The organism is Paenibacillus macerans, assembly GCF_050565405.1.
Classification (GTDB): domain Bacteria; phylum Bacillota; class Bacilli; order Paenibacillales; family Paenibacillaceae; genus Fontibacillus; species Fontibacillus macerans_B.
Genome location: NZ_JBNYYG010000010.1, coordinates 21,215 through 42,769 on the forward strand (window position 1 = coordinate 21,215; position 21,555 = coordinate 42,769).

Consider the following 21,555-nt stretch of genomic DNA (forward strand, 5'->3'; position numbering starts at 1 on the left):
AACACGGTAGTCATACAAGTCAAGATTGTTGATGGTCCGTACAACATTTTAAGGAGGTCTCTCTTTATGGCTATAACACAAACGAAGGGGCAGTCAGGATCCGGCGGAGCTAGAGTGAAGTTGCAGCAGTTCGGCCGGGCGCTTAGCGGCATGGTAATGCCGAACATCGGCGCGTTTATCGCCTGGGGGTTAATTACCGCATTGTTTATTCCAACCGGCTGGATTCCGAGCGAATACTTCGCCAAGCTGGTTGACCCGATGATCAAATATTTGCTGCCGCTGTTGATCGGTTACACCGGCGGGCAAATGGTTCACGGCAAGCGCGGCGCCGTGATCGCCGCCATCACGACGATGGGGGTTATCGTCGGCAGCGAAATTCCGATGTTCCTTGGCGCCATGATCGTAGGCCCTTTGTCGGCATGGCTGCTGAAGCAGTTCGACAAATCGATCGAAGGCAAAATTCGTTCCGGTTTTGAAATGCTGGTCAACAACTTCTCGATCGGTATTTTCGGCGGGGCATTGGCTCTGGGAGCTTACTCCGGCGTTGGTCCGTTCGTTCAAGCGATCAGTAAAGGGTTGTCCTCGGGCGTTGATTTCCTAGTGGATGCCAAACTGCTTCCGCTCGTCAACCTTATCATTGAACCGGGTAAAGTATTGTTCTTGAACAACGCTATCAACCACGGCGTCATTACGCCGATCGCTTCCGAGGAAGCACTGCGGGTTGGCAAGTCGATGCTGTACATGCTGGAATCCAACCCGGGCCCTGGACTTGGCATTCTGCTTGCTTACTGGCTCGTCGGACGCGGCATGGCGAAACAGTCCGCGCCGGGCGCAGTGATCATTCACTTTCTGGGCGGGATTCATGAGATTTACTTCCCGTATATCCTGATGAAACCGCGGTTGATCCTGGCAGCCATTGCCGGCGGCGTGGTAGGTACGTTTACGTTCCAATTGACCGGTGCAGGTCTGGTCGGTTCGCCTTCGCCAGGCAGTATCTTCGCTTACATCGCCATGACGCCTCGCGGCGGATTCCTGCCGATGTTCAGCGGGGTAATCACGGCGACGATCGCTTCGTTCCTCGTAGCGGCGCTGCTGCTCCGAACGGGCAAACAAGACGAAGAAGAGCTCGATCTGGATGAAGCTTCGGCGAAAATGAAAGAAATGAAATCCGCGGGCATCACGCCAGCGTCTGTACCTACGCCAAACACTGGCGTACAAAAGCAAACGGTCAACAAAATCGTGTTCGCTTGCGATGCCGGGATGGGTTCCAGTGCCATGGGCGCTTCGGTGCTGAGAAAGAAAATGCAGGATGCCGGCGTGAAGGTGACGGTTGTCAATTCGGCGGTCAGCGAAATCCCAAGCGATGCCGATATCGTCGTCACGCAAAAAACGCTTACGGATCGCGCGATCGCGAACAAACCGGATGCAGAGCATATTTCCATCGATAATTTCCTGAAGAGTCCCAAATACGATGAACTGGTCGAACGGCTGAAAGGGTAAGTGCGCCAGTTCCGATACGGGGGCAAAACACTGGCGGAATCGCCGGTGTTTTGCGTCTATTTTTAAGGGGGGATCCGTATGAGGAAAGTTACCGCACGACAAAAGCAAATCCTCAACCTCCTCCTTGGGCGCAAAAGCGGGATGACCGCGGCGGAGATCGCGGCGGAAATCGGCGTCAGCGTCAGAACGGTTCACCGGGAACTTGACGATATCGAAAAAAGCCTGGCTTTTTTCGGTCTCGTGCTGCATCGCAAATCCGGAACCGGGATTTCCATTTGGAGCGATTCCGGCGAAAGCGACGAAGGCGAACGGTTGAAGGAAGCCCGCCGTTTGCTGCTCATCGATAATCCCAGCGATTATTCCGGAGAAGAACGGAAAATATGGCTGATCTGCCGTTTGCTTGAGGAACAGGAGCCGTGCAAGCTGTTTACGCTGGCGCATGGTTTGACAGTGACGGTCGCCACCATCAGCAGCGATTTGGATGAGGTGGAGCCGTGGGCTCTGCGGTTCGGGCTGGAGCTGGTCCGCCGGAGAGGTTACGGCGTAGAGATGGTAGGCGACGAAAACGGCAAACGCGAAGCGCTATGCCAATTGGCCGCGGATCATTTGGACTATTCCGATCTGATCGGCGGTTCGCTGGAAAGCCAGGGATCGTCCGCGATCACCAGGCTGCTGACGGTCATCGGCACGGAAAACCTGATGACGGTGGAAAACACGCTGTGGGAGATGAACTGGGACTGGACGGAGCATCTGTCCGAAAATGCCTATACGCAGCTGCTGATCCATCTGTCGGTGTCGATGAATCGTATCAAAGAGGGCCGCTTGGTGGCCGGTTCCGGCCGGCCGGTTTCCGCCGGAAGCGAGGAACGGGAGGAGAGCGAAACCATTCGCTTCGCCCGCAGCCTGGCCGAGAAGCTGGGAATTCGGTTTCCTCCGGAGGAAATCGATTATATGATCGGTATGTTCAACCGGGCCAAGGAAGCCTCGCCGGATCTCGTCCAGGCGGATTTGGAGCTGGTGGAGACGGTTTACCGGCTGACGGAAAACGTCGTCAGGCGGACGGGAATTCCGTTTCAGGAGGACCGGCTGCTTCGCAGCGGCCTGCTCGAGCATATGAGCTCCGCGTTTAAACGGATCCGCGAAGGCTCGCGAATCCGTAACCCGCTGCTTGGCGCCATTCGAAAGGACTACGAGGAATTGTTCGGAATCGTGCGGGAGGCGATGGACGAAAGCATCGCCGACCTGGAGGTCCCGGACGAGGAAATCGGCTTCCTGGTGATGCATTTCGGGGCCTCGATCGAGCGCTTGAACCAATTGGGCCGCAATGTGCGGGCCATTCTGGTGTGCTCGAGCGGGTTAAGCTCCTCCAAGCTGTTGGCCACGCGGCTCGCCAAAGAAATGCCGCAGATCGAAGTATTGGGGAACGTGTCCTGGTATGAAGCCAAAAGATTGCCGGAGGAAGACTACGATCTGATCATCTCGACGATCGATCTGCCGCTCCCGGAGAATCGATACGTGAAGCTCAGTCCGCTGTTGACGGACGAGGATAGCGAAAGATTGCTGCGTTACGTGCAGAGCACCACGCTTAAATCGCGCAAGCCGGTAACGGAAGCGGAGCCGGTGAAAACCCGGGCGTTTGAAATGCTGCGGACCATGACGGCGACGCTGACTGAAGTGGTCAACTTGCTCGACGAGTTTGCCGTGAACGAGCTGGACAACGCCGGGTTTTCGCTGCGGGACACGGTGAAGGCTGCGCTGGAGAGGATGAACCGGAAGGACGATTCCCTGGCTGACTTTGGAGAGGTTCTTTCTTCATTGGAACCGGAGGAGGAACCGATCGGGGACAAAGTCGTTTCCGACGTACAGGCCGTGGCGGACCGTTTGCTGGAACGGGAGAAAATGGCCAGCCAGGTGATCCCCGGTACATCGCTCGCGTTGTTCCACACGCGAACCCGGTTCGTCAACTACCGCAAGCTGGCGTTATTCCGGCTGAAGGAACCCGTTGTGCTTGACGGAGATACGGAAGTGAGCGCCATCCTGTTTATGCTGGCTCCGCGCGAGCTGCCCCGGGAAAGCCTGGAGGTGCTGAGCGAAATCAGCGCGATGCTGCTGAAGCCGGAGCTGGTGGAACTGCTGGAAACGGGGGAGCGCCAGGCTATCCGGAACTATTTGGCCGCGGAACTGCTGATTTATTTTGAGAACAATTGAGCTTGATAGGAATTATCGTGGAAAAGGAGAGAACACAAATGAAACTACTGTCTAAAGATAAAATTATCCTGAACGCCCAAGCCAAAGATAAATACGAGGCGATTCGCATGGCCGGCAAACTGCTGGTCGATGCCGGGCACGTCACCGAAGGGTATGTCGATAAAATGGTGGAGCGCGAAGAAATCGTCTCCACTTACATGGGCGGCGGCTTGGCGATTCCGCACGGGACCAAGGAAGCGAAAGGCATGATTTCTTCCACCGGACTTTCGGTCGTTCGTTTTCCGGAAGGGGTCGATTTCGGCGGCGACGAGCCGGCCTTCATCGTGATCGGGATTGCCGCGGCCGGCGGGGATCATATGGAAGTGCTGACGAATGTGGCCATGGTGTTCACGGAGGAATCCAATCTGGAGCGCATCATGAACGCAACGACCGAAGAACAGGTAGCGGACATTCTTGAAGGGGGCATGTAAGCATGAAGGCGGTCCATTTCGGTGCAGGCAATATCGGGAGAGGGTTCATCGGTTTGCTGTTGTCCCGCTCCGGGTATGAGGTATGTTTTGTCGACGTCAATGATAAGCTCGTCTCGGAGTTGGCGCGGCGCAAGGAATATCCGGTCACGCTGGCCAGCGACCAGCAGGAGACGGTGATCGTGTCCGGCGTTACGGCGATCAACAGCATGAGCGAGCCGATGGAAGCGGCCCGGGCGATTGCCGAAGCCGACATGGTAACGACGGCGGTCGGCGTGTCCGTTCTCAAGCATATCGCCGGGACAATCGCTCAGGGGCTTACGCTGCGCAAAACGAACGGCACGGAAGCCCACCTTCACGTGATTGCCTGCGAAAACGCCATCGGCGGCAGCTCTCAACTCAAGGAGCATGTCTATGGGCAATTGGATGAGGAGACGCGGCGCTGGGCGGACGAGATGGTTGCGTTCCCTGATGCGGCCGTCGACCGGATCGTTCCTTTGCAACAACATGAGGATCCGTTGAAGGTCGTGGTCGAGGCTTTTTACGAATGGGCCATCGACCAATCGCAAATGTTTCCGGGCTTTCATAAAGTGGAAGGGGTTCATTACGTCGACCGCCTGGAGCCTTATATCGAACGCAAGCTCTTTACGGTAAATACCGGCCACTGCTCCGCCGCTTACATGGGCTACCTGCAAGGGTATGCCACGATTCAAGAGGCGATGAACGACGAGAAGGTCGTCCGCCATATACGGTCCGTATTGGAAGAGACCGGGGCGGTACTCATCGACAAACATGCATTTCCCGAGGCAGAACATCAAGCCTATATCGATACGATTCTGGAGCGTTTCGCCAATCCAGCGCTGACGGACGAGGTTTCGCGGGTCGGCCGTTCACCGATCCGCAAACTGTCCGCCGGCGACCGGTTGGTCTCCCCGGCAACGCAGGCGTACGAGCGCGAGTTTGGCTACGGCTATCTGGCGCTGACCATGGCGATGGCGCTGCTGTTCGAGTCCGCGGATGATCCCGAAGCCGCGGAACTTCAAGCGTCGCTGAAAGAGGTCGGGGCCTCGCAGACCCTGGCCAAATACACCGGCCTGGACGCCGAGCATCCGATTCATCAAGCGGTGCTGGCGCATTACGAAGAACTGAAGAACAACTAACGGACCCCAGAGGCGTTATTTGGCTCAAAACGAAGTCTTCAGAATTGTAACGGACTGAGATGACGTTATTTTCACCGAATAGACCCGAATCGCTACATTTTAAGCGGAATAGCGTCTCCTGGGTCCGTTACGTCGGGAAATATCCGGGAAATGGCGGATTAGCGTCTCTCAGGTCCGTTAGACTACTATGTATTGATTTTGAGTCTGTTTTGCAGCAACTGAGGCGAAATCGAATAACCTCGAGCTGTAGTCCAAAAAATGGCCCGGCAAAAATCATCGCAACGCAATTTGCCGGGCTGCTGTTTTTTTTCTTCCGGCTGCGAAAAGCCGGAAATCGAGTGATAGCAGCTAACAAGAGCGCCAAAAAGGCCAGAGGGAGAAATGATTCCGAAGAAACGGAGTGGTCGCCTTTGTGAGCGGATTTCTACAACTTGTGAATTTACAGGATCCAAGAAATCCGCGAACAACAGCGATCGTAAGAACATTTCACCCGGCGGCCTCCCGGCGGTCTTATTCTCGTTTATGCAACTCCGGCTCCCCGGAGCCGCCATTCCCTCATATTTTTCCCTCCCCAGGCAAATACTGATCTATACGAATAATAGCCTGCAAAAGGAGGGAGTGCGCATGGACGCGATCTACAAAAGCAAGGTGTTCCGCTATGGCGTTTGGCTGCTGCTAGGGCTGGTGATCCTGTTTTTCATCTGGCAGCTGCGGCCGATGTTTGCGTTGGTTTACCGTTTTTTGAAAGCCGTCTTTGCCCCGTTCGTGATCGCCATTATCATCTCCTACGTATTGAATCCGATCGTCCGGATGCTCGGCGGACGCAAGGTGCCGCGGACGATGGCGGTACTGTTGATTTACGCGGTGTTTCTGACCGGCTTGTCGGTCGTGCTCATGAATGTCATTCCCATGTTCATCGAGCAGCTGGAGGAGTTGGGGGAGCATTTGCCGGAGTTGACCATCCATACGCAGCAAATGATGAACCGGTGGGACAACGGCATCTTGCCCGGCAGCGTCCGCATGGGGATGAACAACTGGTTTTTCCAGTTTGAAAACCGGCTGGCCAGTGCCATTTCGAATTTCCTGGACAATATCGGTGCTACGATCGGAGCGGTATTTAACGCGTTCATCATACCATTTTTGATTTTTTACATGCTTAAGGATATCGAGCTGATCGAACGGCTGATGCTTCAGTATTTGCCGCGCTCGCGCCGGAAGTCAATCATTACGCTGCTGAAGGAAATCGACCAGGCGTTGGGCAATTATGTGCGGGGCCAGCTTTTGGTTTGCGTCATCATCGGCGTGTTGGCCTATATCGGCTACATGATCATCGGCATGCCGTTCGCGCTGCTCCTGGCGTGCGTGGTGGCACTCTGCAACATCATTCCGTACCTGGGTCCGTTTCTGGGAGCGGCACCGGCGATCGTGATGGCAACCACCATATCCTGGAAAATGATCCTGTTCGTTTTGCTCGTCAATATGTTATGCCAAACCATCGAAAGCAATGTGATCTCGCCGCAGGTCGTTGGGCGTACCTTGCATTTGCACCCGATGCTGATCATTTTTGCGCTGTTGATCGGCGGAGAAATCGCCGGGATTCCCGGGCTGATTTTGGCTGTGCCGTTTTTTGCCGTGATGAAGGTGATCATCCAGCATTTCTACACCTACTATGTCCGCCGCAAGGCGTTATAGATCCGGGAAGATAAGGGTTCCGTCCAGGCTAAAAACCTTCGTGTGACGCCGCATTGACAGTGGGGGGATCGCCTTATATACTAGAAATGTTGTATTGAAATATCCCAAAACGTTGATGAAATGAAGTACGTTCGGTAAGCGGATTAATCAGAGAAGGGCTCCTTCGCTCTTGCGGTTCCATGGGACTGTCAGGGGGATGGCTGAGAGAGACCCGAATCTTGCGCGAACGGAAAGCTGGTTTCGGAGTGTGAGCCCTAAATTCACCGGCAGGTCCCCGTTATCGGACAACGAGGCGATCGCTTCTTGCGCAGCGGCTACGAATGGCTGAGCAAAGCGATAACCAGGGTGGTACCGCGATCAATCGTCCCTGATTTTCAGGGGCGTTTTTTTGTTTTTCTCAGGAAACCGAGAATTAGATTGAAACATTTAGGAGGGCTATATCAATGAAAGCAAGTGAAATTCGTTCCAAATGGCTGGAGTTCTTCGCCGGCAAAGGGCATAAAATCGAGCCCAGCGCTTCGCTCGTCCCGCATAACGATCCGTCGCTGCTCTGGATCAACGCCGGGATGGCGCCGTTGAAGCCTTACTTCGACGGTCGGGTGAAGCCGGAAAATCCGCGTCTTACCAATTCGCAGAAGTGCATCCGTACCAACGATATCGAAAACGTCGGCAAGACGCGCCGTCACCATACTTTTTTTGAGATGCTGGGCAACTTCTCCATCGGCGATTACTTCAAGGAGGAAGCGATCACGTGGGCATGGGAATTCCTTACCGACAAGAAATGGATCGGTTTCGATCCGGAGCGCCTGTCGGTGACGGTGTATCCTGAAGATGAAGAAGCCTTTAAGCTGTGGAACGAAAAAGTCGGCATTCCGGCCGAGCGCATCGTTAAGCTGGAAGACAACTTCTGGGATATCGGCGAAGGACCTTGCGGGCCTTGCACGGAAATCTTCTACGACCGCGGGGATGCTTACGGCGACCTGTCCGATCCGGAATGTTATCCCGGCGGAGAAAACGAGCGTTTCCTGGAAGTCTGGAACCTTGTATTCTCGCAATTCAACCATAACAAGGACGGCAGCTATACGCCGCTTCCGAATAAAAACATCGATACCGGGGCCGGACTCGAGCGGTTCGCTTCCATTTTGCAGGACGTAAACTCGAACTTCGACACCGATCTGTTCCAGCCGATCATCGCCAAGACGGCGAAACTGGCCGGGGTGACTTACGGCGCTTCCGAGGACAGCGACGTGGCGCTTAAGGTCATCGCCGACCACATCCGTACGGTGGCGTTTGCGGTTGCCGACGGCGTGCTGCCGTCCAACGAGGGCCGGGGGTACGTCATCCGCCGTCTGCTGCGCCGGGCGGTTCGTTACGGTAAGCTGATCGGGCTGGACAAGCCGTTCATGTTCGGACTGGTCGAGACCGTGGGCGACATTATGGGCGGCTACTACGCCGACGTCGTAACCAAACGGGAGTTTATCGAGAAGGTCATTCGCGCCGAAGAGGAGCGTTTCCACGAGACGCTTAGCGACGGCTTGGCCATCCTGGCGGAGATCAGCGCCGAAGCGAAAGCGGCCGGCCGCACGTTGATTGGCGGGGCCGATGCGTTCAAGCTGTACGACACGTACGGATTCCCGCTCGATTTGACCGAGGACTTTGCCGCCGAACATGGGCTTGGCGTCGATCGGGAAGGCTTCGAATCGGCGATGGAGGAGCAGCGCGAACGCGCCCGAGCAGCTCGCCACGAAAGCGGCAGCATGAAAGTGCAGGGCGGGGTTTTGGCCGATTTCACGACTAAAACGGAGTTCGTTGGATATAATGAGCTTGAAGCAAAAACAAAAATCGCGGCGATCGTGATGGACGACGTTTTCGCCGATGTGCTGAGCGCAGGCCAATCGGGTCAGGTGATTCTGGAATCGACGCCTTTCTATGCGGAAAGCGGCGGTCAGGTAAGCGATCAAGGCACGATCCGCGGCGAGTCCGGCAGCGCCGACGTCGAAGGACTGTTCAAAGCGCCGCATGGACAACACGTGCACCAGGTTACGGTCCGCTCCGGCGAATTGCGGGTGGGTTTGAACGTTACCGCTGCCGTCAACCGCGAACAACGCGGACATACGGTGAAAAACCATACCGCGACGCATTTGCTGCACAAAGCGTTGAAGGAAGTGCTGGGCGAGCATGTCAACCAAGCCGGCTCGCTCGTTGAACCGCAGCGCCTGCGCTTCGATTTCTCGCACCTCGGCAGCATTTCGCCGGAGGAACTGACGGACATCGAACGCCGCGTCAACGAGCAGATCTGGAACGCACTGCCGGTCAGCACCCATCTGAAGCCGATCGACGAAGCGAAAGCGATGGGAGCCATGGCCTTGTTCGGCGAGAAATACGGCGATATCGTCCGTGTCGTCAAGGTTGGAGAATACAGCCTGGAGCTGTGCGGTGGCTGCCACGTGGGTAACTCGTCCGAGATAGGCCTGTTCAAAATCGTCAGCGAAAGCGGCATCGGCTCGGGCGTACGCCGGATCGAGGCCGTTACGGGCCGCGGGGCTTATCTGTTCCTGGACGGACAGCTTGAGCTGTTGAAACAGGCGGCCGGCCTGCTCAAGTCGAACGTAAACGACGTGCCGAAACGTGTCGAAGGCCTGTTCCAGCAACTGAAGGAGCTGGGCCGCGAGAACGAATCGCTGCAAAGCAAGCTGAGCGTGATCGAAGCCGGCGAACTGACCAGCCAGGTCGAAAGCGTTGGACCGACCAAGCTGCTGGCCGCCCGCGTGCAAGCCGGAAGCATGGAGGCGCTGCGCAGCCTGGCCGACGAGTTGAAGGCCAAGTTGCCGGATGCGGTATTGGTGCTGGGCGCAACGGCCGAGGATAAGGTGAACTTTGTCGTCGTCGTGCCGCAGGAGGAAGTGAAGCGCGGACTCCATGCCGGAAAGCTCGTTAAAGAAGTGGCCGCGGTTTGCGGCGGCGGGGGCGGCGGTCGTCCGGATATGGCCCAGGCCGGCGGCAAGGATGCCGGCAAGCTGGATGAAGCGCTGAAGATTGCGGCAAAATGGATTGCTTCCCAGGCCTGATCCGGCGATTAAATTGACGGGGTGCACAACCGAAAATTTCCTTAAGGAACCCATGATATGGTATAGTATGATTAGGCTAAGGAGAAGTCAGCTGCGATCATAAAGGCGTATGTCGAAGAAGCGAGGTGTCATCATGGACTCCATGGATAAAACCGTCAAATTTAACGTCAAAGGCGATGTAGAGGAAGCGTCAGCGCAGGAAATTCTTCTTACGGTTTACGGAGCGCTACAGGAGAAAGAATACAATCCGATTAACCAGATCGTCGGTTATTTATTGTCGGGGGACCCGGCATATATACCGCGTCACAACAATGCGAGAAGTTTGGTTCGCAAGAAAGAGCGCGACGAACTGATCGAAGAGCTGGTGCGCTTTTATATGGCCGGCCATCGTTAGGAGCAAGTCATGAAAATTCTGGGTCTGGATTACGGGGATCGCCGGATCGGAGTCGCGGTCAGCGACGCCTTCGGATGGACCGCCCAAGGCGTTGAGGTCATCGAACGCCGCAAGGAAGACGTCGAGTTTGACCGCATAGCCGAGCTGGTTCGGCAGCATGAGGTCGAGGAGATCGTTGTCGGGCTGCCGAAGAACATGAACGGATCGATTGGTCCCCGCGGAGAAATATGCATGGCTTTTGCCGACGACCTTCGGAGCAGGCTGAATCTGCCCGTCCGTCTCTGGGATGAACGGTTAACGACCGTATCCGCGCAGCGAACGCTGCTGGAGGCGGATGTGAGCAGGAAGAAGCGCAAAGGGGTCGTGGACAAAATGGCCGCCAGCTTGATTTTGCAAAATTATTTGGACTCTAAGAGTCAAAGGTGAGGGTGATCGCATATGTCTAAAGATCGTATCGGAAATGAAGAAGAACCGGAAATTATTTATATCCCCGATGAAGAGGGCAATGAAGAAGAATTCGAAGTGGTAATGAAATTCGAAGTCGACGGTTCGGACGCCAAGTATATGATGGTCGTTCCTCTGGATTCCGATGGAAACGAAGATGAGGAGAGCGAAGAGGTATATGCGTTCCGTTACGAGGAAGACGGCGATGACCTGAAGCTGTATACGATTGAAAGCGACGAGGAATGGGAAATCGTCGAGGAGACGTTTAATACCCTGATCGACGAGTTTGACGGAGAAGATCGCGATGACTGATTTTGCGGCAGATCAAGTGGTCTTCACGTCGCGCGTACGCGATGCCTTTGGCCCCATTGTTGAGCTGGAGGACGAGTCGGGCCATGCCTCGTATTACCGTGTCGTGCAGGAATTTGACGTAGCCGGTGCAGCCTATTGCGTGTTGCGGCTGGAGAATGCCTCCGAGGAAGAGGAACCGGAAATTTTGAAGATCCTGACCTCCGACGGCAATCTTGAACTGGCGACGATCGATGACGATGACGAATGGGAGAATGTGTCCGAGCTATATGATGAATTAACATTCCCGGGATAACGGGACGGGTGTCTTGAGAAAGTAAGATAGATCGGTCTGGGAAGAGCGGGACATTTAACCGCTCTTTTTGGCTGTAAAGGGGTTGAGCTGTTGAAGAAGGCGTTTATGTGGCTAAGCATATTGCTGCTGATCTTCATTGTCGGGATCGGCGCGGCAGGCGTGTACGCGTATAACGGCATGCAGCCTGTGCAGGCATCGGAGCAGGCGGTCAAAATGACGATCGAACCGGGAACGGGAACTTCCGGAATCGCCGATATGCTGGAAGAACAGGGACTAATTAAAAATTCCTTTTTATTTATTTCCTATTTAAAATGGAAGTCGGAAGGCAGCCGGTTCCAAGCCGGGGTATACGAGATGAAGCCCGGCATGACGTATGATGAAATCATCGCCAAGCTAAACAACGGCGACGTCGTGAAGGCGGAGATGATCAAATTCACGATTCCCGAAGGGTATACCGTCAAGCAGATGGCCGATAAGCTCTCCGAAGAGGGCTTGGTCGACAAAGAGACGTTCTTGAAGCTTGCCAAGGATGCGTCCGGCCTGAACGATCCGCTGCTGTCCGAGATTCCGGCGGATGGCAAGCTGACCTACCGTTTGGAGGGCTACCTGTTCCCGGAAACGTATGAACTGAAAAAAGGCAGCACCGAGCAGGATATCATTTTGCGTATGCTGCAGGAAATGGGGAAACGGCTAGGCGAAATTCCCGATTTCGACCGGAAGCTGGCTGAGCGCGGACTCACGCTAAATCAGTTGATGACCGTGGCCTCGCTAGTCGAGCGGGAAGTGGTGGCCGATACGGAACGGGGCATGGTTGCCGGAGTCATCGACAACCGGCTGAAGGATAGCATGAAACTGGAGATCGACGCCACGGTGCAATACGTGCTCGATAAGCCGAAGGAGCGGCTGCTCAATTCGGATCTAAGGAGCGTGGACAGTCCTTATAATACTTATCTGTATGAGGGACTGCCTCCGGGACCGATCGCGGCGCCGAGCTTGAATTCGATTGAGGCGGCCCTTCAGCCCACGGCATCGGAGTATCTTTTTTACGTGACGAAAAAGGACGGCAGCGGGGAACACCTATTTGCCAAAACATATAAAGAGCATTTGATGAATATCGAGACTAGCAAGGCTATGGCCAATAATTAAAATGCAAGAAACTACGCGAGCAACTGAAATGTTTCCGTAGGAAACATGCTTCGAAAGCATAAGCTAGGCTCGGCTGGATTCAAGGTTTTTGAATAACCTCTTAAAGGTGGTAACAGCAATGAACAAAAGAACCGAGCTGCTCGTTCCCGCGGGCTCGATGGAGGAGCTGGAGCTTTACTTCGCGGCCGGGGCCGGCGCGGCTCTGATTGGCGAAGCTAAATACGGCATGCGGCTTCCCGGCGAAATGAAGATGACGGACATCGCCGAGGCGGTCCGCTTGGCACATGGGCGTGGAGCCCAAATTTACGTTAGCATAAACAACCTGATGACCAATGAGATGCTGGGCGAATTGCCCGACTACGTCAAACAGTTGGCGAAGTGTGGCGTGGACGCGGTCGAATTCGGCGATCCGGCGGTGCTTCAGACGGTGCGCGAGGTGGCTCCAAAGCTCAAGCTGCACTGGAATGCCGAGATGACTTCGACGAATTATGCTACCGCCAACTATTGGGGCGCCAAAGGGGCCTCCCGGGTTGTTTTGGCGCGCGAATTGAACATGGACGAGATTACGGGCATGCATCCTTCGCTACAGATTGAATCGGAGGTTCAAGTGCACGGGATGACGAATATCTATCATTCCAAACGTCGTCTGGTGCAGAGCTATATGACGCATCAAGGGCGCCCCGTTGCGCCGGACAGCGATTTGGGCCTGTCGCGCGGGTTGTTCTTGATCGAAGCGGAGCGGCAGGACGAGAAATTCCCCATTTACGAGGACCCGAACGGCACTCATATTATGAGCTCGGACGATCTATGCATTTTGGAGGACTTGCATATGCTGCTGGCCGCAGGCGTGGACAGCTTCAAAATCGAAACGCTGCTTAAGCCGGTTGCCTACAATGAAGTGGTCATTTCCTCCTATCGCCAAGCCATCGAGGCGTATTTCCGCGATCCGGACGGATACGAATTCGACGAGGCCTGGTTGGAAGCGATCCGGGAGGTCCAAGATCCGGAACGGGAACTGTCCTTCGGTTTCTTCTACAAAGAACAAGTCTATTGAGAGGAAGTTTCTTCTCGGTGCTGAAAAGCCGACTTTTTGAACAATGATTTTAAACGAAAAGCTTATAACTAAACCCTTATACCATTAACCATAAATTGAGAGGTGAACGAAGATGCATACAGCAGAGAGACATATCCCGAAATATGCGGGGAAACGTAACCGGCTGGCTAAACCCGAGCTGCTCGCTCCGGCGGGGAACCTCGAGAAGCTGAAATTCGCCGTCCATTACGGGGCGGATGCCGTCTATATCGGTGGACAAAAATACGGCCTTCGTTCCAATGCGGATAATTTCAGTTTCGAAGAAATGCGGGAAGGCGTGGAATTCGCCAAAAAGTACGGTGCCAAGGTTTTCGTTGCCACGAATATCTATGCGCATAACGAGGATCTCGAAGGGATCGAGGATTACCTCCGAAATCTGTACGATGCCGGCATTGCCGCCATCATCGTAGCCGATCCGGTGATTATCGAAACGGCGCAGCGGGTCGTTCCGAAACTGGAGGTGCATCTCAGCACTCAGCAGTCGACGGTGAACTGGCAGGCGGTCCAGTTCTGGAAGGATCAAGGACTGCCGCGAGTCGTGTTGGGCCGCGAGACAAGCCTGAGCGAGATCGAGGAAATCAAACGGCATGTCGATATCGAAATCGAAGCGTTTATCCATGGCGCGATGTGTTCTTCTTTCTCGGGCCGTTGCGTATTGTCGAACCATTTTACCGACCGCGACTCCAACCGCGGGGGTTGCTGCCAATCCTGCCGCTGGAAATACGATCTGTTCGAGGACGCGCGGCCCGAGGCCGAGTGGGTTTCCGAGGAAGAAGCAAGGGATAACCGGGTGCTGGAGCAATTCCGCCTGGGCGTAACCCAACTGCCTCTTTTTCAGGAAGAGGATAACGCGTTTACGATGGGATCCAAGGATTTGTGCATGATCGGAAACGTCCCCGATTTGATCGATGCCGGCGTGGACAGCTTCAAGATCGAAGGCCGGATGAAGTCGATCCACTACGTGGCGACCGTCGTCAATGTGTATCGGCAGGCGATCGATGCCTATATGGCCGATCCGGACAACTACGTGCTGAAGCCGGAATGGGTCGAGGAGATCAACAAGGCGGCCAACCGTCCGCTGAACACCGGCTTTTTCTACGATACGCCGGACCACGAGGACCATATTTACGAGCCGGAGGAAAAAGCGGCTCCTTATGACTTTGCCGGATTGGTGATGGACTACGATGCAAGGACCGGTATGGCGACCGTGCAGCAGCGAAACCATTTCAAACCCGGTCAGGAAGTCGAGTTTTTTGGTCCGGGGGGAACGTTCTTTAAGCAAACGGTAGGTGCAATTTACGATGAGGACGGAAATGAGCTTGATGCCGCCAGACATCCGCTGCAGCGGGTTAAATTGAAGGTGGAGCAGCCGGTTTCCTATTTTGACATGATGCGCAAAAAGAAATGACTTGAGAAATCAATATGCTCTGGGGCCTGTTCCTGTCTAGGACAAAAGGCCCTTTTTTGCGTTTTTGGGACTTTTTTGTCAGAAATATTTAAAATCCTGCGGAACGGCAGCCGATATTATAGAGGAGAACGTCAGGTATTGTCGAATTAGTAACTGACGGATGAGGCGAGAAACCAGTATAATGCATGACCACAAGCCTAATCTTGAGGTCTGCAACTATTATGAGCGGTGGGTGATCAACATGAGTCTGGTTCCTGAGAACGAGGACCAAGCAACGGACAACAAGAAGAAGGAGAAAAAGAAAAAGGGAGAACGGGCGGAAAAACAGCCGAAAGTCCCAAAGGCGAAGCCTGCGGCAATCATGGGGAAATCTTTTTGGGTATCGTTAAAGGACAAGCTTCCCAAGCAGATTAACCCCTCCAAATCGGTCGGCATTCGTTTGTTCCTAATTTTCTTTATCGCAATCATGTTCTTCGTATTGACGATCGGGATTTTGTCTTCGCAAATGGCCAAAGGCACGATTCAAGACAACGCCGAAAATGCCAACTTGCAAACGATCGTGCAGACGTCCCAGAAGCTGGATATCGTCATGCAAAAGTATGAAGAAAATCTCCAGCAAATGTTCCTGGATGACGAAATGCAAAATGCGATCATGGATGCTTCGTTGTCGGATGTTTCCGATTATGATCGATTTACGGCAACGAATAAGATGCGTACCCGCTTGAATACGCTAACATTCTCGACAAAAGGGGTTTCTGCCGTTTACATGCTGTCGGCCGACAAAATCGTAGAGGACGTTACTTCAGGCAGCGCCAACATTACGTTCCTGGATACCGTTCGCGACGAAGCTTGGTTTAAGGATCTCGCCGGATCGACCAAAACGGTATGGTTGCCGGTTCCGCCCGAAGAAAATTCGGGTGCGCATGTATTCCGGTTGGCCCGGTCCGTGCAAAGCGTTAACAGCATGAAACGGTTCGTTCTGATAGCGGATATCAATTTGGATATTTTGAACGGCTATTTGAAGGAAGTGAACCTCGGCAGCAACTCCAAGCTGCAAATGCTTACGTCGGATAACACTGTGGTCGGCTCTTCGGTCGAAGGCGACGAGGGAAAAGCCAGCGAATTTGATGTAAGCAAAGCCGGCGAAAAAACCTCCGGCAGCCTGCGGACCAAAGACGCTAACGGCAATTCGGTCCTGGCCGTATTTAATACGCAGGTCTCGGGCTGGAAGCTATTAGGCACCGTCGATGCGGCGGAGCTGACCAAAAGTGCCGACAGCATTTTGATGGTTACCATTTTCTCGTTGATTATCGTCGCCATCATCGCGATCCTGATCGGGGTATGGATGGTACGGATGATCGCTCACCCGCTGGGCAAGCTCAGAAACTTGATGGAAGAAGGCTCCAGAGGGAATCTGAACGTACGGATGAATTTGAAATCGAAGGACGAAATCGGGCAATTGACCGACAGCTTCAACGTCATGATGGAGAATATCACCGCACTCGTCAAGCAGACGAACCATTCGGCACAGGATGTGCTTGACACCGCCACCGAATTGACGCAAGCTTCCAACAAAACGGCACTTTCCGCCAAAGAGATTGCCGTAGCCACCGAAGAAATCGCCAATGGCGCGACGAGCCTGGCCAACGAGGCGGAACGCGGCAACGAATTGACGGAGAATATTTCCCGCCAAATGGAACGCGTGATTCAAACCAATAAAGAGATGGAAACGTCGGCACGCCAAGTCGAGAAATCCAGTCAACAAGGTTCCGAGTACCTGAATGGTCTATTGGATAAAACGAACATGACGGTCGAAATGATCAATGCGCTGACTGAAAAAGTCGACTCTTTGAAAGCCAGTACGAATTCCGTCATGAAAGTACTCGATGTGATGCAGAATATTACGCAGCAGACCAACATCCTGTCGCTGAACGCGACGATTGAGGCGGCCCGCGCTGGTGCGGCCGGTCGCGGATTCATGGTCGTGGCCGACGAGATTCGCCAGTTGGCGGACCAATCGCGGCAATCGATCACCATGGTCGGCGAAATCACGGATACGATTCAGAAAGAAATGAACGAAACGGTGAAGGCGTTGTCGGATGCCAGCCCGCTCTTCCAAGAGCAAATTGCTTCGGTTAAGGAAACAAGCCAAATCTTCGTTTCGGTCCAAGAGCAAATGGAAGGTTTCGTCCATCATCTGGACTCGGTTACGGCTTCGATCGATCAGCTGAATGAATCGCAATCCGTGCTGTCCGAAGCGATGAGCAACGTCAGCGCGGTAGCTCAGCAATCGTCGGCTACTTCCGAAGAGGTTGCTTCGCTCAGTAGCGAGCAGCAAACGGTCGGCGATCAATTGGTGCAGTTGTCCAATAAGCTGGAGAACGTGTCGACCGGCCTGAAGGAATCGTTGTCCAAGTTTACGGTGTAAGGGAGCGCTCAGCGTCTGAAGCAGCTCGCGCTATAAGCCACGATCGCTTCTAAAACAACAGCCCGGCTAATCCATGAATGTGGATTGGCCGGGTTGTTGTTTTAGAAGCGGAATCAGCGGAAGCAAATAGCGAGCATGGCCGCTGTTGTCTGCCGCTTGCTTGAAGGATGAGTTCGTGTCTTGTTTCCGCGGTCCGGCCGAGATAGAACAGCTTGGTCGCCCAACGCTAACGGACCTCAGTGACGTTATTTGGCTCCAAACGAAGTCTTGCAGGTTGTAACGGACTGAGACGACGTTATTTTCCTCAATAGGCCCGGATTGCTACATTTCAAGCCAAATAACGTCTTCAGGGTCCGTTACGTTGGGAAATATCCGGGAAATGGCGGATTAGCGTCTCTCAGGTCCGTTGCTATGAACGTTTTTGTCAAGCCCTCGGTTTTAACTCTGCCTGAGCACGTGGCGAGAGAGCAAACATGCGAGCGACGGTCGGCACGCTGCTATCCGTGGGTTGGTTACCACATGGTATGCCTTCGTCTAGGAGAGCTCTTGCAAGCTAGAAACGCACGTTCGGTGTCTCCACCTAGTGCAGACGGACCACGCAAATTCTCTCCTGAACCTTCGTTTTGCTCCCGGCCTCGTGCTCAGGCGTGAGCTTGTCAAGTGATTTTCTTGACAAGCGGTTTGGTTCAAGTCAACACTTTTCCAACCTCATCGGAGATGAGGAACGCCTCCGGCGAGTGTGGGGGTGCAGGGGGCAACGCTCCCTGCGTCTCCCCGAAGGGGACGGAAGGGGCATTAGTTGGGCCGCTGGCCTTTCCACGGTTCGAGCAACAGCCCCTATGAACCCGGTTGACTCCCTGGCAACCGCGCCTACGGCCACATTTTTGTGCTTGTTCTTTGCAAAAACAAGATGGCGGTATTTGTAATGTAATCTTTCTTGCGCCTTCCAGGACAGCAATTGGACATCGGCCGGCACGCCATCCAATCGTTTGGCGAGATCGCCTTTGACCGCAGGGCGATGACGATAGCTCCAAGCCGACTCCACCAAGACTCGTAAGGGAACGAAAGTTGCCCCAACCAGACACGATACTTCTTCGTCCAACGACGCTTCACCGTAGCTGGCGGCTCAATCTGGTGGCGAAGCAGGAACTTCAAAATCCGCTGACGGGCCCGATGGGCATCTTCTTTGGCCGCTTCCCGGGCACGGACCAATTCACGCAAGGCTTCGTCTTCCCGCTCAGGTACGTAGACGGGAGTCAATTCTCCCGCACGGAACAGGCGGGCAAGCTGCTCGGCGTCCCGTCGATCCGTTTTCACTTGGTCGCCGGGGCGTTTGGGAATAAGCGATGGAGCAATGACGACACAATGAGCTCCCATGGAGGTGATCCAGCGATAAGTTTCGTAACCCGTAGGACCTGCCTCATAACAAAACGATAACGTTTCGGCCGGCCCAACTCTTTGATGAGTTTGCGCAACGCCGCCGCTGTATGGGAAATACTCCCGTAATAGCGCGGAGATTCTCCGCCAGCGTCAGCAATGGTAACCGAAATTTTTTCTTTGGATACATCTAAACCGACAAATTTTGTGGTAGACTGCATAGTATCAGCTCTCCTTTGCTATGTAGCTCTGAAATGGTTTGGTTTACACTTCCCATTTTAACCTACGAGATGTAGCAATATGGAGGGCTGTCTTTGTTTACGTTCATCTTAGCTAGAATCCTACGCCTTGATTTATGAGGCTGTTTGGTAGCGATTCAGGCGCATGCGAATAACGACCTAGGGGCCGTACTTGTCCGCCGCTTGTCTGGTGGATGAGATTGAAGGAGAACAAGCGGCTTACAAATGCGGACGCAAACTTCCTCCGGCTGCAAAGAGTCGGAAATCGAGTAAGTAGTAGCTAACAAGAGCTCGAAAAGGCCAGAGGGTGAAATGATTCTGAAGAAACGGCAGTGGTCGCCTTTGCGAGCGGATTTCTACAACTTGAAGCGATCGTAAGAACATTTCATTCGGCGGCCTCCCAGTGCTCTTAGTGCAACGCCCAACAAATCATCGAACCGTGAATTGTCGGTCGGTCTGTTTGTTCCTCCGGCTTCCCTCAAGTTGTTTACGCCGACTTTTCCCAGGAAATAATGGGAATAGAATGGAGGGCGGATCATGTCATTATTGCGCAAAAAACGCATTTTTTATCTATTGTTATCGTTTGCGGTCGTTCTCGGCCTATTTGTGCTGCGCATCGCGTGGATCCAAACGGCTTCGGCATTTAAGGCCGTCACGGTCGGCGGGAAAACGATCAACGAACTGGCCGTCCGCCAACGGGAGGAAAGCATCGAGCTGGATCCGGGCAGAGGCCATTTCTTTGACCGCAATGGCAAACAGTTGACCGGACATCTGGCCTGGACTCCCATTTTGTTTCCCGTGAAGGACACTCCCGAATCCGGCAAGCTCGTTCTACTGGCCGACTTGTTGGGTACGACGGTTCCCGAACTGCAGCAGACATGGAGCGGATTGGAGAGGTCATACGTCTGGCCTAAACCCGGCGGCGAGAAAGGAGAGCCGCTGAAGCTGAGCGAAACGGAAGCCCGGGAGTTGCCGCGGTTGGAAGGATTGGAAGTGCTGCCTTATGTGGCCCGATACGGCCCGGGCGAACGCGGGAACCAGTGGCTTGGTTATGTGGCCCAACGGCCAGACGTGATCCGCAAATTGCGGGAGAAAAAACACCACCCCGACTTGTCGCTTACGCTGCAGGTAGGAGCATCCGGTCTGGAGAAAACGTTTGACGGCCTTTTGCGCGGGCTTGGCGGGGTAAGGGCTGCGTATACGGTAGATAGCCGAAAGGAGCCGCTCGGCGGCCTTGGCACGAGGGTGAATGCAGCGGCCAGCCGTTATTATCCGCTGCAAATCAAAACGACAGTTGATGATAACCTGCAGCAGGAGATTGAACGGCTGGCGACCGGCATGAAGGTCGCGGAAGGGGCCGTCGTCGTGTTGGATGCCAAGTCCGGAGACATTGTGTCGATGGTGTCGCTGCCCTTTTACGATCCGCATCACGTCGATCCTTCCAAGGCCAACTGGAGCAATAAAGCGGTCAAGGCCGCGGTGCCCGGCTCAATTTTCAAAACGGTGATCGCGGCGGCGGCGCTGGAGGAGCGCTTGACTTTTCCCGGAGAGACCTTTCACTGCAGCGGTCATTACGGAAAATACGGCCTGGCCTGCTGGAAAGAGGGAGGGCATGGGCATCTCACCCTCGAAGAAGGGTTTGCCAAGTCGTGCAACGTCGTGTTCGCCACATTGGGAGAACGACTGAGCGCAACTGCGATCGCGGGTACAGCCTCCAAGCTGGGATTAAGCCGTTCAATCGGCTGGCAGGCGAACCGTTTTATGGGCGGAGAGGATCTCCGGCAGCTGGACCAGGAGGAAGCGGGCGCGGTGTTCAGCGATATGGCCAAAGCGGACGGCGGCGTGCGGGCCCAGACGGCGATCGGCCAGCGGGACGTCCTCGTTTCGCCGCTGCAGGCGGCCAATCTGGTAGTCACTTTGCTGCATCGCGGACAGGTAACGGCCCCCCGCCTAGTCAGCGAAGTGAGATTTAAAGACGGCTCATTAATGGCCGAAATGCCGGTGCATACCGCTCCTTCCCCTTTAGGCCAAATCTCCCCGCAAACGGCCGAGCGCCTGCTAACCTGGATGAGGCGAGTCGTTACGGACGGAACGGGCCGTTCTTTGCAGCAGGCCAAATGGCCATTAGCCGGCAAATCAGGTACGGCGGAGGTAGTCAAACAGGATCGCCATTTCAATGATCAATGGTTTATCGGCTATGGTCCGGTTGACCATCCTCAATACGCCGTCGCCGTTCTGGTTCAGAACCGTCCGCCCGGTTCGGCGCATCAAGCGACCGAATTATTCCGTCGCACGATGGATTTGCTGGCTTCCCGCGGTTAAAATTA

The 21,555-nt window shown here is 54.4% G+C and carries 17 protein-coding genes; 15 read left to right on the forward strand and 2 right to left on the reverse strand.

Annotation, left to right across the window (positions count from 1 at the left end):
- Positions 1-66 precede the first annotated feature (66 nt).
- The 4 genes from ACQ4N8_RS09045 (at position 67) to ACQ4N8_RS09060 (ending at position 5,335) form a co-directional block, all read left to right on the forward strand.
- The gene (locus ACQ4N8_RS09045; protein WP_430704019.1) at positions 67-1,500 is read left to right on the forward strand and encodes a PTS mannitol transporter subunit IICB; all 1,434 of its coding nucleotides are present in this window, start codon (positions 67-69) and stop codon (positions 1,498-1,500) included.
- A gap of 78 nt (positions 1,501-1,578) precedes the next feature.
- Positions 1,579-3,708, forward strand: a complete 2,130-nt coding sequence (locus ACQ4N8_RS09050) for a BglG family transcription antiterminator (RefSeq protein WP_430704020.1) — start codon at positions 1,579-1,581, stop codon at positions 3,706-3,708.
- A 38-nt stretch (positions 3,709-3,746) separates the two neighbouring features.
- The gene (locus ACQ4N8_RS09055) at positions 3,747-4,178 is read left to right on the forward strand and encodes a PTS sugar transporter subunit IIA (RefSeq protein WP_430704021.1); all 432 of its coding nucleotides are present in this window, start codon (positions 3,747-3,749) and stop codon (positions 4,176-4,178) included.
- A 2-nt stretch (positions 4,179-4,180) separates the two neighbouring features.
- The gene (locus tag ACQ4N8_RS09060) at positions 4,181-5,335 is read left to right on the forward strand and encodes a mannitol-1-phosphate 5-dehydrogenase (RefSeq protein WP_430704022.1); all 1,155 of its coding nucleotides are present in this window, start codon (positions 4,181-4,183) and stop codon (positions 5,333-5,335) included.
- A 185-nt stretch (positions 5,336-5,520) separates the two neighbouring features.
- Here the strand turns inward: ACQ4N8_RS09060 and ACQ4N8_RS09065 are convergent, their stop codons facing one another.
- Positions 5,521-5,820 carry a hypothetical protein gene (locus ACQ4N8_RS09065; protein WP_430704023.1) on the reverse strand — a complete coding sequence of 100 codons (300 nt, stop codon included), beginning with the start codon at positions 5,818-5,820 and terminating at the stop codon, positions 5,521-5,523.
- A gap of 139 nt (positions 5,821-5,959) precedes the next feature.
- On the opposite strand from ACQ4N8_RS09065, the gene ACQ4N8_RS09070 reads away from it, so the two are divergent.
- The 10 genes from ACQ4N8_RS09070 to ACQ4N8_RS09115 all read left to right on the forward strand — a co-directional run bounded on the left by ACQ4N8_RS09070 (position 5,960) and on the right by ACQ4N8_RS09115 (position 17,612).
- The gene (locus tag ACQ4N8_RS09070) at positions 5,960-7,027 is read left to right on the forward strand and encodes an AI-2E family transporter (protein ID WP_430704024.1); all 1,068 of its coding nucleotides are present in this window, start codon (positions 5,960-5,962) and stop codon (positions 7,025-7,027) included.
- 443 nt (positions 7,028-7,470) lie between these two features.
- Complete coding sequence (gene alaS / locus ACQ4N8_RS09075; protein ID WP_430704025.1) at positions 7,471-10,095, forward strand: alanine--tRNA ligase; 2,625 nt, start codon at positions 7,471-7,473, stop codon at positions 10,093-10,095.
- A gap of 133 nt (positions 10,096-10,228) precedes the next feature.
- Positions 10,229-10,489 (forward strand): IreB family regulatory phosphoprotein, encoded by a 261-nt coding sequence (locus ACQ4N8_RS09080; protein WP_430704026.1) that lies wholly within the window; start codon positions 10,229-10,231, stop codon positions 10,487-10,489.
- 9 nt (positions 10,490-10,498) lie between these two features.
- A complete protein-coding gene (gene ruvX, locus ACQ4N8_RS09085) occupies positions 10,499-10,915 on the forward strand; it encodes a Holliday junction resolvase RuvX (RefSeq protein ID WP_430704027.1) in 417 nt (138 codons plus the stop codon).
- Between the two features lie 12 nt (positions 10,916-10,927).
- A complete protein-coding gene (locus ACQ4N8_RS09090) occupies positions 10,928-11,245 on the forward strand; it encodes a DUF1292 domain-containing protein (RefSeq protein ID WP_430704028.1) in 318 nt (105 codons plus the stop codon).
- On the forward strand, positions 11,238-11,537 hold the full coding sequence (locus ACQ4N8_RS09095) for a DUF1292 domain-containing protein (RefSeq protein ID WP_430704029.1): 300 nt from the start codon (positions 11,238-11,240) through the stop codon (positions 11,535-11,537). Before ACQ4N8_RS09090 ends, ACQ4N8_RS09095 begins: the two co-directional genes overlap by 8 nt.
- A gap of 105 nt (positions 11,538-11,642) precedes the next feature.
- The gene (gene mltG, locus ACQ4N8_RS09100; protein ID WP_430704099.1) at positions 11,643-12,683 is read left to right on the forward strand and encodes an endolytic transglycosylase MltG; all 1,041 of its coding nucleotides are present in this window, start codon (positions 11,643-11,645) and stop codon (positions 12,681-12,683) included.
- 118 nt (positions 12,684-12,801) lie between these two features.
- Positions 12,802-13,737 carry a peptidase U32 family protein gene (locus tag ACQ4N8_RS09105; RefSeq protein WP_430704030.1) on the forward strand — a complete coding sequence of 312 codons (936 nt, stop codon included), beginning with the start codon at positions 12,802-12,804 and terminating at the stop codon, positions 13,735-13,737.
- A gap of 112 nt (positions 13,738-13,849) precedes the next feature.
- Positions 13,850-15,184, forward strand: coding sequence for a peptidase U32 family protein (locus tag ACQ4N8_RS09110; RefSeq protein WP_430704031.1), 1,335 nt, complete (start codon positions 13,850-13,852; stop codon positions 15,182-15,184).
- A gap of 241 nt (positions 15,185-15,425) precedes the next feature.
- Positions 15,426-17,612, forward strand: coding sequence for a methyl-accepting chemotaxis protein (locus ACQ4N8_RS09115; protein WP_430704032.1), 2,187 nt, complete (start codon positions 15,426-15,428; stop codon positions 17,610-17,612).
- A gap of 870 nt (positions 17,613-18,482) precedes the next feature.
- On the opposite strand, the gene ACQ4N8_RS09120 is transcribed toward ACQ4N8_RS09115, so the two are convergent.
- Positions 18,483-18,989, reverse strand: a complete 507-nt coding sequence (locus ACQ4N8_RS09120) for an IS110 family transposase (protein WP_430704033.1) — start codon at positions 18,987-18,989, stop codon at positions 18,483-18,485.
- A 776-nt stretch (positions 18,990-19,765) separates the two neighbouring features.
- On the opposite strand from ACQ4N8_RS09120, the gene ACQ4N8_RS09125 reads away from it, so the two are divergent.
- A complete protein-coding gene (locus ACQ4N8_RS09125; RefSeq protein ID WP_430704034.1) occupies positions 19,766-21,550 on the forward strand; it encodes a peptidoglycan D,D-transpeptidase FtsI family protein in 1,785 nt (594 codons plus the stop codon).
- The last annotated feature ends 5 nt before the right edge of the window (positions 21,551-21,555 follow it).

Coding starts and splice junctions, on each gene's coding strand:
- ACQ4N8_RS09050 (WP_430704020.1), top strand. CDS start 1,579: ATGAGGAAAGTTACCGCACGACAAAAGCAAATCCTCAACCTCCTCCTT.
- ACQ4N8_RS09065 (WP_430704023.1), bottom strand. CDS start 5,820: ATGTTCTTACGATCGCTGTTGTTCGCGGATTTCTTGGATCCTGTAAAT.
- ruvX (WP_430704027.1), top strand. CDS start 10,499: ATGAAAATTCTGGGTCTGGATTACGGGGATCGCCGGATCGGAGTCGCG.
- ACQ4N8_RS09080 (WP_430704026.1), top strand. CDS start 10,229: ATGGACTCCATGGATAAAACCGTCAAATTTAACGTCAAAGGCGATGTA.
- ACQ4N8_RS09055 (WP_430704021.1), top strand. CDS start 3,747: ATGAAACTACTGTCTAAAGATAAAATTATCCTGAACGCCCAAGCCAAA.
- ACQ4N8_RS09090 (WP_430704028.1), top strand. CDS start 10,928: ATGTCTAAAGATCGTATCGGAAATGAAGAAGAACCGGAAATTATTTAT.
- ACQ4N8_RS09070 (WP_430704024.1), top strand. CDS start 5,960: ATGGACGCGATCTACAAAAGCAAGGTGTTCCGCTATGGCGTTTGGCTG.
- ACQ4N8_RS09105 (WP_430704030.1), top strand. CDS start 12,802: ATGAACAAAAGAACCGAGCTGCTCGTTCCCGCGGGCTCGATGGAGGAG.
- ACQ4N8_RS09095 (WP_430704029.1), top strand. CDS start 11,238: ATGACTGATTTTGCGGCAGATCAAGTGGTCTTCACGTCGCGCGTACGC.
- ACQ4N8_RS09125 (WP_430704034.1), top strand. CDS start 19,766: ATGTCATTATTGCGCAAAAAACGCATTTTTTATCTATTGTTATCGTTT.
- alaS (WP_430704025.1), top strand. CDS start 7,471: ATGAAAGCAAGTGAAATTCGTTCCAAATGGCTGGAGTTCTTCGCCGGC.
- ACQ4N8_RS09110 (WP_430704031.1), top strand. CDS start 13,850: ATGCATACAGCAGAGAGACATATCCCGAAATATGCGGGGAAACGTAAC.
- ACQ4N8_RS09060 (WP_430704022.1), top strand. CDS start 4,181: ATGAAGGCGGTCCATTTCGGTGCAGGCAATATCGGGAGAGGGTTCATC.
- ACQ4N8_RS09115 (WP_430704032.1), top strand. CDS start 15,426: ATGAGTCTGGTTCCTGAGAACGAGGACCAAGCAACGGACAACAAGAAG.
- ACQ4N8_RS09120 (WP_430704033.1), bottom strand. CDS start 18,989: ATGGGAGCTCATTGTGTCGTCATTGCTCCATCGCTTATTCCCAAACGC.
- mltG (WP_430704099.1), top strand. CDS start 11,643: ATGTGGCTAAGCATATTGCTGCTGATCTTCATTGTCGGGATCGGCGCG.
- ACQ4N8_RS09045 (WP_430704019.1), top strand. CDS start 67: ATGGCTATAACACAAACGAAGGGGCAGTCAGGATCCGGCGGAGCTAGA.